Origin of the sequence: Caproicibacterium amylolyticum (assembly GCF_014467055.1) — a bacterium.
GTDB classification, from domain to species: Bacteria; Bacillota; Clostridia; order Oscillospirales; family Acutalibacteraceae; genus Caproicibacterium; species Caproicibacterium amylolyticum.
This window is the reverse complement of sequence record NZ_CP060696.1, coordinates 839,971-851,889: the sequence shown is the minus strand read 5'-3', so window position 1 is coordinate 851,889 and position 11,919 is coordinate 839,971. Positions and strand designations below refer to the sequence as shown.

Below are 11,919 nucleotides of genomic sequence, written 5' to 3'. Positions count from 1 at the left end.
TCCGCTGTGCAAGCTGCCAAAGTGAAGATTTCGTTCATCATATAAAAAATCCGCCGCAGGCAGCCAACTGCTGCCCACGGCAGATTCCGTACGAACTTTGCTTTTAATAATCGCTGACATCAAATTCTTTATCTTTATAATAATACTTTCGGTCTGCTTCCGTAATTTTACGGATAACCCGGCAGGGACTGCCAACAGCAATGACGTTGTCCGGCAAATCCTTTGTCACCACACTGCCGGAACCAATGACAACATTATTTCCAATATGCACGCCCGGATTGATCACCGTGCTGCCGCCGATCCAGACATTGTCACCAATCGTCACACTGATGCCGTATTCATAGCCGGAATTGCGCGACTGTGGGTGCACCGGGTGCCCCGCTGTATAGATGGAAACATTCGGTGCAATCTGCGCATTGTCACCGATAATTACTTTACCGACATCCAGCACAGTCAGGTTGTAGTTGGCAAAGAAATTTTCGCCGACTTCAATATTTTTGCCATAGTCACAGTGAAAGGGCTGCTCCACACTAACATCTTTTCCCGTTTTGCCAAGAATCGCTTTAATCTGCCGTGTCAGCTCCTCTTTTTGATTGGGGCGGCACTGATTGTACGCATAAATGCGAAGCTTGTTTTCCATGCGTTCTTCAGAAAGCCCGTCCATCCATGCTTTGTACGGCAGGCCCGCGAGCATCCGCTCTTTTTGATTCATATTGTGATTCTCCTTTGTCTTTTTCAATCGTTTGGAAGCTGCTGCCGGATTTTTTCCGCCGCCTGCGCCGGTGTTGTATTGCTGACATCAATCTTGACGCTGTTCTGACTTTCGTACCCCGGCAGGCGTGCAAGGCTGCGCGCAATCACATCCGGCGTACGAATGCCGCTGCGAATATCTGCTTCCAGATGCCGCAGCAGCCCTTCTTTACTGCACATCAACGTAAAGGGATACACGCGGCAGTCCTGTGTGTGCAGTTCTGAAAGCACTTCATCCACAATGCTCTGCTCCTGCATCACCCAGCAAAAAATAATGTTCCGGTACGCCGAGCAGGCTAAAAACTGGTTCAGCAGAAATGTAATGTTTTGCTGAACCATTGCTTTGGTTTCCGGCGTTACGGTAAATGGGGACATCATCCAACACCAGTCACCATCCAGAAAAACATTGTCCGGCAGCAGTTTTTGCAGCTCCCTGCTGACTGTCGTTTTTCCGGCACCCATCGTGCCATTGATTAAAATCAGATTTTTCATTTCTGTCCCAACCTGCAAACCATCAGGTAAGCATCCGACGCATGGCCGTCACGGTAAAGAAAAGCTCTCGGCAGAACACCATAAACCTGAAAACCAAACTTACGGTATAAATGAAAAGCACGCTCATTGCTATCCACGACGTCCAGTTCAACTTGTTCCAGACCAGCCTTTTTGGCTTCACCGAGAATCGCCTTTAAAATTGCCGTGCCAATTCCCTGCCCCCAATATCTCTTTTGAATGGAAATGCCAAACTCGCCCCGGTGACGGTAGCGATCATGGTACGGTCTGCAGGTAATGCCTGCATTTGCAATGATTTTGCCGTCTATCTGTGCAGCAATCATAATGCTGCGCGGGTCCGCTTCCAGTGTCTTTAAGTAAGCCGCTTCTTCCGCAGGCGGGGTTATGATTTCATCGGAATACCGAGCCATAAATTCCGTTTCATCCGAAGTAATTTTCATGTGCTCTAAAATAGCCTGCGCATCCTCTGCGGTAGGATTGCGCAGCACACATTTTGTTCCATTTTTTAATTCAATATCTTTACGATACCGCAAATTTGTCCCTCCCTTGTATGCCTGCACCGCTGTTTATGCATGCAGCCGCTTTTCAAATTCAATTTCGTGTCTGAGTGGGATCCCGTAATCACCGGTCAGCGGAATGGATGGTTTCAGCTTTCGGGATATTTCCAGTGCATTTCGAAAAATCCGTGTCATATCAAACCCACGCTTTTGATAAAACCGCATGGCATTGAGATTATCGTTCGTGGTAATCAGGGTCAACCGCGCACAGCCGGCTTTTATTGCGGCAAGCTCCACCTGCTTCATCAAACTAGCACCGATTCCCTGCTTTTCCCGCAGACTATCCAATGACAAAATTTCGCAGGCATCTCCGCACAGTTCATAAGTAACCAGACCGAGTATATTGTGACCATCCTGTGCAAGAAATCCCGCCGCATGGCTTAAATCGAACACTTTTCCCCGCACGACCATATCTGTTGAAAACCAATGCTCCTTCAAAAAAGCATTTACAGTTTTCCGATTGGTTTCCGCAATCTCTGTAATTTTCACTTTTTAACCTTCTTTCACAGCCGGTCATGTCACAAACAAAACCAAGCCAGAAAATAACAACATGTTTCTTTTCGAGCATACCACTGCGGCGTTCCGCAAATACACCAACCGTATAAAATGCCAGTGCCGCTGTAATAGCACTTATGGCCGCAGATAGTTCCCAATTCATTCGTTATCCCCCACCGTAATCTGGTATTTCCATTATGCCAGAGCATCTGTAGTTCGTCAAGCAGGAAAATGGACCGTGCTGCCTTTACTTTATAAGAAAAGTTCCGCCCACTCTAAAAAAAGCAGACGGAACTTTTACCGCAAGGATCAGTTTCAGTTTTCCTTACTCTTGCGCATCACATTCCAGAGCGCCAGCAGGAAAAATACCACACCGGTCAGTACCAGCACCAGCACGTGTACCCATGCTTCGGCAGTGTAACCGTTGTAATTGTAAACAATGCCCATATTTTCTTTAAATTCTGTTACCAAAGAGGCCGGCGCACCCGCGAAGCTCACTTCCATTGGTTTTTCCATCATCAGCTGACGCATCAGTGCGGTTGCGTGAGAAGCCGGAAACAGTTTAACTGCCCACTGCACGCTGTCCGGCAGTTCTCCTATCGGCAAATAAATACCGGTTAAAAAACCAATTAGCGTACCGATGACTGTGCTGGCTGTTGAAAACGCGCTGTTGCGCTCAAAAAAACTGACAATGAAAAAGACAAAGCAGCTGGAGGAAAAAGCCGAAAGAATCAGCGTACCGAGGAATTTGAGCATCGGCACCAGGCCCAAAATTTCACCGTCAGTAGCCACAATGTAGGCTTCGCCCAAAACAAATGTAAACAGACTCAAAATCGTACCAATAAGAAACGCACTGAGAATGTAGCCGCCCACGATTTGTGCCCGCCGAATTGGGGAAACGAAAAAATCGCGGCTGATTTTTTCAACTTTATCTTCTATCATTCTGCCGAAAGCACCCATTGCAGTGGTGACGGATGCCACCGAAACAATGCCGGCGATAATCCAGCTGTCCCGCATCGTCTTGACGCCCACCGTACCATGTGGCAAATAATTTGTCCAGATATTTCCGAGGAAAATCACATATAAGCCGATAATAATTAACACACTTAAAAATGAAAAAAATACCGCGCTTTTTTCGCGGAAAAAGATTTTCAAGTTTCGCTTTGCAAGGTTTATCATTTGTCCTCTCCTCCTGTAATGCTCAAAAACACATCCTCCATCGTACCATGAATCACTTCAAAGCTCTCTAAATACGGCTGTGCCTGCTGCAGAACCGGAATTGCCGCTACTGTTGCGGTAAGATTGGCAGTAAAAATGCCTTTTTTCTCTTCAAACGGCAGGTTGTAATCCTGCAGCACTTTTTGCAGCGACTCCCGGTTCTTTGGCATCATGCGCAGGCGGTCGGAACTGTACTGCTGCTTGAGTTCATATGGTGTACCTTTTGCTGCAATGAGTCCATGGTTAATGAGAATGATGTAATCCGCTTCGGCGGCTTCCTCCATGTAATGCGTTGTCAGGAAAATTGTCATGCCGGTGCGCTTTTGCAGCTGAAATACGGTCTGCCAGACACTTTCTTTGGTCTTGGGGTCCAGCCCTGTAGTTGGTTCATCCAGAAACAAAATTTTGGGTGTGTGCACCAGTGCCCGCGCAATATCCGCCCGGCGGCGCTGTCCGCCGGAAAGCTTGCCGTACGGTCGGTCAATAAATTCCATCACGTCGGCAGTTATTGCGGCTTCCCGCACTGCCGCCTTGCGTTCCTGCTTATCCATTTTGTAAAAAGAGGCGCGCACCATTAGATTTTCCCGCACAGTCAGCAATGGGTCCAGAACACTGCCCTGAAATACAACCCCAATGCTGTTGCGGATGGCTTCATCCTCTTGTCCAAGCGGGTGACCGTCAACTGTTACTGTTCCGGCGGTAGGTTTGAGCAGGGTACAAAGTACATCAATCGTGGTGGATTTTCCGGCGCCATTCGGGCCGAGAAACGCGAAGAGCTTGCCTGCCTCCACATAAAAATCGATTCCCCGCACAGCTTCTAAATTTCCATAGCTTTTCTTTAGTCCGTTCACTTCAATGATATGTGCCATTCGGATTTCTCCCTTCGGTTGTTTGACCTCATTGTATCAGTTTTTTCCAACGCCGCAAGGGGTTTGGCGGCAACGTGCCAAACCCGCCGTGTAAGATGCCAAAAACGTACACTAAAAAAGCGGTGCTAAGAAATGCACCGCGGTAAAGTTCAAGCACCGGGACCCGCTTTCACTTTTTAAATTCTGAAAAAAGGCGGTGGGGTTTTGTCCGAAACCCCACCGCCTTTGAGATATCCTATTCAGGGCAGGAAAAATTTTTACTGAAAAAACATGTGCGCAGCAAACTTTAATGTTTCTTTGTTTTTTCGTTTACGCTCTTAATTTTTTGGTTAATCTCATTTGCACACTCAACATTGACATGATACGTTACAAAGTGCGTCAAAAAATAAACCGGCAGCAAAATCGGAGAAATGCCCAGCAACGGATGTATACCAAACGGAAACATATGAAACAGCACACCCTCAAAGAAAACAATCGCATAGCAGATTCCCATACGCAGCAGTATCTCCGGCAGCAGCGTTTCTATGTTCACCGCATCAATAATTTTATCTGCAATCAGCATACCAAGCGCTGTACTGAAACACATACATAAAATCTGCAGCGCTATTTCATTGGAAAGCGGTTCCGTCATGTTGAAATTGGAAAACAGCACAAACAGCATGGTAACACCCATATAGCTGCAGCAGGTGATTACAAAAATTTCCTGTATAATTCTCTTCATCATTTTGCCTCCCTCACTCAAACTTTTCCCGGAAATCTTTAATGTAGTGCTTAGAAACCAGCACTTTCTCATTATTTTTCAAAGTTGCTTCCAAACGTCCGCTCAACTGTGCTCGTACAGAAGTCACTGCTGCTGTATTTACAATGCAGTTTTTGCTGATGCGCACAAAGGAAGTCCCTGTAAGCAAGCTTTCCAGTTCATACAGTTTTTTATCACAGCGGTAAACATCCTTTTCCACATAAAGGAAAGTCTTGTTGTCCACAGAATCAAAATAATAAATATCCTCCAGAACGACCGGCATGCTGGCGCCGTCTTTCTCCGCCATTACAGAAAAAGAAAACAGCCGAACCTGCTCAATTAGGTGCTTTAGTCGTTCATCCATCAGCCCGCACCGGATATGTATTTCTGTTTCCGTGCAGTCCAAAGACTGCTCCACAATCAGCTTCACTTTCATCACTCCTGCCAGAATTTATCTTAACAGAAAGTTGCCATCGGTGCAACCGCCGGCGCAAAAAACAGCCTGCTAAAAAGTTTTCGCCAGCCTTGTTCACAAGGCTGTAAGATTTGGGACAGAGCTCCAAGGGCTTGCCTTGCGGCGTGGCTTCGCCGCCGCAGAGGACGCTGCTGTGTATCCTTTTTTACAATAAGGGCTTTTCGGACAAGCGATTAGGCCGTGGGCTTCGCCCACACTCACCGCCTTTGAAACGAAACTTTTGCTGTAAGGGCTTGCGCTTGCGGGGTACGCGAGCGACGGAAAGTAATCTTACATTGCCGCAGCTCTCCAAACATATATATCTGTACATTAACTGTATATTATATTTTTAAAATTACTGTGTATTGTAAAGAGCACAGATTTTGCTATACTGAAAGCATCACATTGCGATTGGAGCGAAGAAAAATGTCTGAAAGATATGAACTGAACAAGAACCTTGCGCAGATGCTCAAAGGCGGCGTCATCATGGACGTAACCACCCCGGAGCAGGCAGAAATTGCGGAGCAGGCTGGTGCCTGCGCGGTTATGGCGCTGGAACGTATTCCGGCGGATATTCGCGCGGCAGGCGGTGTTTCCCGCATGAGTGACCCCAAGATGATTCGCGGCATTCAGGCCGCAGTTTCCATTCCGGTCATGGCAAAAGTGCGTATTGGACATTTCGTGGAAGCCCAAATTTTACAGGCAATCGAAATCGATTACATTGACGAAAGCGAAGTACTTTCCCCCGCCGATGATGTCTATCACATTGACAAAACAAAATTTGAGGTGCCATTTGTCTGCGGCGCCAAAGACCTTGGTGAGGCTCTCCGCCGCATTGCAGAGGGTGCTTCCATGATTCGCACCAAAGGAGAGCCTGGCACCGGCGATGTTGTGCAAGCAGTACGCCACATGCGCAAAATGAACAGTGAAATCCGCCGCATCCAAAATATGCGTTCTGATGAGCTTTATGAAGCGGCAAAACAGCTGGAAGTACCCTACGACTTGGTTCGTTCTGTACACGATAACGGCCGCCTGCCGGTCGTGAACTTTGCGGCTGGCGGTGTCGCCACTCCCGCCGACGCAGCGCTGATGATGCAGCTCGGCGCAGAGGGTGTTTTTGTAGGCTCCGGTATTTTTAAATCCGGCAACCCCGCAAAGCGTGCCGCTGCCATTGTCAAAGCTGTTACCAACTACAACGACCCCGCTCTGCTGGCGGAACTTTCCACAGACCTTGGTGAAGCCATGGTTGGAATCAATGAGCAGGAAATTGCGCTGCTGATGGCGGAACGCGGCAAGTAAAGGAGGCACACACATGAAAATCGGTGTATTTGCACTGCAGGGTGCGTTCGCCGAACACCGCACCGTTTTGCAGCGGCTCGGTGTGGCTTCCTGCGAAATCCGGCAGCGTGCCGACTTGGACGGCTCCTGCGACGGTTACATTCTGCCCGGCGGGGAAAGCACGGTGATTGGCAAACTGCTGCACGAACTTAATTTGCAGCAGCCACTGGAAGAGCTGATTGACCGCGACATTCCGGTTTTCGGCACCTGTGCCGGTCTGCTGCTGCTCGCAAAGGAGGTTACAGGAAAGGAACCGACCTATTTAGCCAAAATGGACATTGAAGCAAAGCGCAATGCCTACGGCCGCCAGCTTGGCAGCTTTGCCGCGAAAGCGCCATTTGCAGGAATCGGTGAAATTCCAATGGTGTTCATTCGTGCGCCATACATTGTAAAAACCTTTGGAAGTGCGCAGGCTCTGGCGACGTTGAACGGCAAAATTGTTGCCGCAAAGCAGGGAAACCTGCTGGTGACCGCTTTTCACCCGGAACTCACGGATGATACGCGCGTACATGCCTACTTTTTGGATATGGTTCGCCGCGCGGCACAGATAGCTTCTTAAATCGACTTGACAAATTTCCGGTAAGTGTATACAATCATATATAAATTTATACATTACCATTTTGCTCATAATTCAATGGTATTGCCGGGAGGGACATACAATGATACGCCCAGACAGAATTACCCAAACCTTTTGCAGCCTGACGAAAATTGACAGCCCGTCTTTTGGGGAACGCACCATGGCAGACTGCCTGACTGCACGGCTGAAAAGACTTGGGTTAACCGTTGCAGAAGATGACGCTGCAGAAAAGACACATGGCACTGCCGGAAACCTGCTGGCAACCCTGCCCGGTACACAGGCAGGAGAGCCGCTTCTGTTTGCGGCACATATGGACACTGTAGCACCGGCACTTGGCAAAAAAGCCATTGTACAGGATGGCACCATTACCAGCGACGGCACCACTGTGCTGGGGGCAGACGATGTCAGCGGGCTGGCGATTATTCTGGAAGCATTGGAGTCCATCAAAGAGGATACTCTGCCCCACCGCCCGCTGGAAATTCTGTTCACGATTGCAGAGGAACCTTATGACTGCGGCAGTGAAGTATTTGACTACAGCAAAGTGCACGCAAAGGAAGCTTATGTCCTCGACCTCGGCGGGGCGGCAGGCGGGGCGGCTTACGCTGCACCAACTATCTGTTCCTTCACATTTGAATTGACCGGCAAAGCTGCACACGCCGGATTTGCTCCACAGGAAGGGATTCACGCGGTCGCAGCGGCGGCGCTGGCAGTCAGCAAGCTGAAAATGGGTAAACTGGATGAGGAAACGACCCTGAACATTGGCACCATACAGGGCGGCACCGCAACCAATATTGTGCCGGACAAATGCACTGTCAGCGGCGAACTGCGCTCCTACTCACATCAAACCGCTGAGCGCGTGCTGCAAAACGTCATTGCCGTGTTTCAGGATGCCGCAAAAACATTCGGTGCTTCCTACAGATTCAGCAGCCGCTTTGGATGCTACGCCTATGAAATTTCCAAAAATCATCCGGTTGTACAGCGCTATGCTGCCGCCTGCCAAGCCACCGGTGCAAAACTGAACCTGTTCCGCACTTTTGGCGGCAGTGACGCAAACCAGTTTGCAAAACACGGTATTTCTGGGTTAGTGATATCCAGTGCCATGTATCGCTGCCATTCCTGCGAAGAATACACAACCGTTAAAGATTTGCAGGAAGCGGCAGAGGTTATACAGAAACTTATGACAGCGAAGTAAAGGCTCTTACACGAAAAGTTTCGCCCGCCTTTTCAAAGGCGGTAGGGTTTGGGGCAAAGCCGCAAGGTCGTGCCTGTAAAGCCCTTGTTCAAAAAGAGGTCCACAATGGCGTTCCCTGCGGCGGCGAAGCACGCCGAAAAAAGCCAAATTTATAAGCTTTACTATTAAAAGCAGAGCGGTCACCGTGAAAAACTGCACGGTGGCCGCTCTGCTTTATTAATTATATTTGCGTTTTGGGTTGGGTCAGTTATCTACCTGTGTCAATGTGAACAACGGGTGTGCCCCTTGATAGTCATACACCGGCTGCATAACTTCTTCCGTAATTTGCTTCTTTACTTTTTCCGGGTCTTTTAATACTTTTTTGCCGTTTGCATCCGTTGTAACTTCCGCAGAATCATAAATCTTTTTCTGCAACTGACACACCTTTGCAAAAAGCTTGTAAAGTCCCGTCCAACTCTCATTGTATGCCTTTTCTTCGATTGGAGAAATGCAATAGCGCTTCTGCTGGATAGTACCATCCGTGAAGGTCGCCTTGACAACCAGACGCGCTTTTTCCAGTGTTTTTGCGTTTTTTAGACGCCACGCAATGTCAGTGGGGTTTGCGGAAATTTCATTCCCACGTATTTTCACTGCTTTGTCAACTGCTTTGTCATATTCCTTTGCTTCTGTATTGGTCATTGGCGTTTCTATCCGAATATAATACGGTGCAATTTGCGATTTAATGTCTTTTTTGGTGTAGTCCACAGTAAAACTCGAGGTCAGCGTTGTATTGTCCATAGAATAATAATGACTGTATTTTCCATAATCATCCGGGTTTTTCTTTACTGGCTTTCCGTTTTCGTCTACAATGCCTTCTATAAAAAATTCTTTGTTAAATTTCACAAGTTCCCACTTGCTGAGCTTGGAAGTATCCCAGCTGTACTGCACAGACTTTAAGTTGGTGCCGGTGCAGCGAATGTCCGGATGATAGGTAAGTTGCTCCACACGCTGACTTTGCACCATTACACCATCTGCACCGGTAGCGCAAGAAGTACCACCAATAGTTAATCCCCAATCCATGGACATGTTCAGCAAAACAGTTTTACTCTGGCTGCTCCCTTTTTCCGCTACGTAAACTGCGAGGTCAAAGCTGTTCTGTGGCTTAGCGGCAGCGGCGCCGTTCAGCGTGGAACTTCCTGTGGGCGAAACAACTGCATGACGGCTGCCAGTGACTGCGATGCCGCCTGCAACCAGCGCCAGCGCGCAGCATATGGCAGAAGCGCGCAAGGCCGTTTTTTTCCAGCGCACAAGAGCGGTTTTGGGTGCAGGAATCGACTGCTCCGCACTTTGCAGCACCCTTTTGGAAAGCTGCTGCGGCACCTCAATCTTTCGGTATAGCGACCTGTACTGTTCCAGATTCATTAGAGATACCTCCCAGTTCAATTTTTAGTTTTTTTCTGGCGCGGTGCAGCCAACTTCTGACAGTGGACGGCCTGCACTGAAAAATCGCCGCGATTTCCTCCGTGGAGTAGCCCTCAAAATAGAATTGATACACCACCGCGCGCAGTTTCGGCGGCAGACTTTGCAGCAGCTCCCATATGTGCGTTTCTTCCAGTTCAGCTGCGGTATCTGCCGCAAACAGTTCATCAAGCGGCGTTTCGCGGTGCCTGCCCAGCAAACGGATGTAATCGTGACAGCGGTTCACTGTGACCCGCAGCAGCCATGCTTTCAGGTACTTTTCATCTGAAAAGTCCATTGAGCTGCGAAACAGCCGCAGGAAAACGTCCTGATACACATCCTCCGCATCGGACTGGTTGGCAGTCACGCTGATTGCTGTGCGGTACACCGTGCTTCCGTACTGTTCCATTGCCTCCTGCAAAAAGGCTTCTGTATGTGTCTTCTCTTCATCCATAACTTTCCTCCTTCCTTCTGCCATACAAACGCGCCAGGAAACCAAAATGTTGCAAAAAAGCGGTATACAGAAAAAATTCTGTACACCGCTTTTTATATCTTTTACACGAAAGTTTTCGCCAGCCTCGCGTGCCCCGAATGGGGTATGTTCACAAGGCTGCAGAGTTTGGGACAGCGTCCAAGGTCTTGACCTTTGCCAACGCTTGACCGACAATGCAGCTACAAGCAATTACACCCAAGGCAACTTCTTGCGGCGCGGCTTCGCCGCCGCAGGGAACGCCGCTGGGTACTTATTTTTCGTACCAAAGGCTTTACGGTCAAGAACACTATCTTGGGGCTTCGCCCCAAACCCTACCGCCTTTGAAAAGGCGGGTGAAACTTTCACTGAAAGAATTTTTTACGATTCCGCTTTGCGCAGCGCTTTTTTCTTTTTCAGCGCAAAGTGGCCGCCGCCCGCCGCAGTAGGATCAACTGCGTCACGCAGAGCATCGCCGACAAAATTGATTGCCGTTACCAGCACGATAATCATCACACCCGGCGGCACCCACAGCCATGGCTTCGAGGTAAGTACCGTCAGCGACTGCGCGCCGTTCAGCATATTGCCAAGGCTTGCGTCCGGCGGCTGCACACCCATGCCCAAAAAGCTAAGCGCGGCTTCGTCCAGCATGGACAGTGCCAGCACGGAGGTTGCATACACCAGAATCGGTGCGACTGTATTCGGCAGAATCTCTGAAAACAAAATGTGCCGCCGCGGCATTCCCGCCACGATACTGCTTTTCACGAAATTGGTTTCGCGTAGGGAAAGCGTACTGCCGCGCACCAGCCGCGCTACGCCCGGCCAGTCAACCAAGCCAAGAATCCAGATGATGTTCCACATGCCCGGCTTAAAAATTGCCGCGGCAACCAGCACCAACAGAATGTACGGGAAGGACATCACCATATCTGTGAAGCGCATGATAACCATATCGACCGCGCCGCCGAAATAACCGGAAATCAAGCCTAAGATTACGCCAATGGCGGTGGAAATCACCGTTGCCATCGCCCCAACCAGCAGGGAAACGCGCATTGCGTAAAGCATTCGGCTGAAGACATCACGCCCAATCTGGTCGGTTCCCAGCAAAAACTGTCCGGTGGGTGCCGCGCTGAATTTTCCTACCATCGCTTCCGGACTGTACGGCGCAATCAATGGTGCAAGCACAGCCGCCGCCGTAAGGAGTGCCACAACTGCAAGGCTCACCACCGCAACCCGATGCTGGCAGAAACGCTTCCACATCAGGCGGCTGTAGCTTTCTCCTGCGGCAGATTTTGTTTTTTGTTTTTCCACGGTTCT

The 11,919-nt window shown here is 49.2% G+C and carries 14 protein-coding genes; 3 read left to right on the top strand and 11 right to left on the bottom strand.

The window, feature by feature from the left end; genetic code table 11:
- Positions 1-103 precede the first annotated feature (103 nt).
- From H6X83_RS03830 to H6X83_RS03795, 8 genes are all read right to left on the bottom strand, one after another.
- Positions 104-712 carry a sugar O-acetyltransferase gene (locus H6X83_RS03830; protein WP_212507839.1) on the bottom strand — a complete coding sequence of 203 codons (609 nt, stop codon included), beginning with the start codon at positions 710-712 and terminating at the stop codon, positions 104-106.
- Positions 713-735: 23 nt separating this feature from the next.
- A complete protein-coding gene (locus H6X83_RS03825; protein ID WP_212507838.1) occupies positions 736-1,242 on the bottom strand; it encodes an AAA family ATPase in 507 nt (168 codons plus the stop codon).
- Complete coding sequence (locus tag H6X83_RS03820; protein WP_212507837.1) at positions 1,239-1,793, bottom strand: GNAT family N-acetyltransferase; 555 nt, start codon at positions 1,791-1,793, stop codon at positions 1,239-1,241. The genes H6X83_RS03825 and H6X83_RS03820 overlap by 4 nt, the downstream gene beginning before the upstream one ends.
- 33 nt (positions 1,794-1,826) lie before the next feature.
- Positions 1,827-2,306, bottom strand: a complete 480-nt coding sequence (locus H6X83_RS03815) for a GNAT family N-acetyltransferase (protein ID WP_212507836.1) — start codon at positions 2,304-2,306, stop codon at positions 1,827-1,829.
- Between the two features lie 321 nt (positions 2,307-2,627).
- On the bottom strand, positions 2,628-3,491 hold the full coding sequence (locus H6X83_RS03810) for an ABC transporter permease (protein WP_212507835.1): 864 nt from the start codon (positions 3,489-3,491) through the stop codon (positions 2,628-2,630).
- Positions 3,488-4,399: an ABC transporter ATP-binding protein gene (locus tag H6X83_RS03805; protein WP_212507834.1), complete on the bottom strand. Its 912-nt coding sequence runs from the start codon at positions 4,397-4,399 to the stop codon at positions 3,488-3,490. The genes H6X83_RS03810 and H6X83_RS03805 overlap by 4 nt, the downstream gene beginning before the upstream one ends.
- Positions 4,400-4,685: 286 nt before the next feature.
- The gene (locus tag H6X83_RS03800) at positions 4,686-5,123 is read right to left on the bottom strand and encodes a DUF3021 family protein (RefSeq protein ID WP_212507833.1); all 438 of its coding nucleotides are present in this window, start codon (positions 5,121-5,123) and stop codon (positions 4,686-4,688) included.
- A gap of 10 nt (positions 5,124-5,133) precedes the next feature.
- A complete protein-coding gene (locus tag H6X83_RS03795) occupies positions 5,134-5,568 on the bottom strand; it encodes a LytTR family DNA-binding domain-containing protein (protein ID WP_212507832.1) in 435 nt (144 codons plus the stop codon).
- A 450-nt stretch (positions 5,569-6,018) separates the two neighbouring features.
- On the opposite strand from H6X83_RS03795, the gene pdxS reads away from it, so the two are divergent.
- From pdxS to H6X83_RS03780, 3 genes are all read left to right on the top strand, one after another.
- On the top strand, positions 6,019-6,891 hold the full coding sequence (gene pdxS, locus H6X83_RS03790; protein WP_212507831.1) for a pyridoxal 5'-phosphate synthase lyase subunit PdxS: 873 nt from the start codon (positions 6,019-6,021) through the stop codon (positions 6,889-6,891).
- A 13-nt stretch (positions 6,892-6,904) separates the two neighbouring features.
- A complete protein-coding gene (gene pdxT, locus H6X83_RS03785) occupies positions 6,905-7,489 on the top strand; it encodes a pyridoxal 5'-phosphate synthase glutaminase subunit PdxT (protein ID WP_212507830.1) in 585 nt (194 codons plus the stop codon).
- Positions 7,490-7,589: 100 nt separating this feature from the next.
- Positions 7,590-8,699: a M20/M25/M40 family metallo-hydrolase gene (locus H6X83_RS03780; protein ID WP_212507829.1), complete on the top strand. Its 1,110-nt coding sequence runs from the start codon at positions 7,590-7,592 to the stop codon at positions 8,697-8,699.
- Positions 8,700-8,942: 243 nt separating this feature from the next.
- Here H6X83_RS03780 and H6X83_RS03775 read toward each other — a convergent pair whose 3' ends face one another.
- The 3 genes from H6X83_RS03775 to H6X83_RS03765 all read right to left on the bottom strand — a co-directional run bounded on the left by H6X83_RS03775 (position 8,943) and on the right by H6X83_RS03765 (position 11,913).
- Positions 8,943-10,100: a hypothetical protein gene (locus tag H6X83_RS03775; protein WP_212507828.1), complete on the bottom strand. Its 1,158-nt coding sequence runs from the start codon at positions 10,098-10,100 to the stop codon at positions 8,943-8,945.
- A complete protein-coding gene (locus tag H6X83_RS03770) occupies positions 10,060-10,590 on the bottom strand; it encodes an RNA polymerase sigma factor (protein ID WP_212507827.1) in 531 nt (176 codons plus the stop codon). Before H6X83_RS03770 ends, H6X83_RS03775 begins: the two co-directional genes overlap by 41 nt.
- 396 nt (positions 10,591-10,986) lie before the next feature.
- Positions 10,987-11,913, bottom strand: coding sequence for an ABC transporter permease (locus H6X83_RS03765; protein ID WP_281391051.1), 927 nt, complete (start codon positions 11,911-11,913; stop codon positions 10,987-10,989).
- Positions 11,914-11,919: the final 6 nt, after the last annotated feature.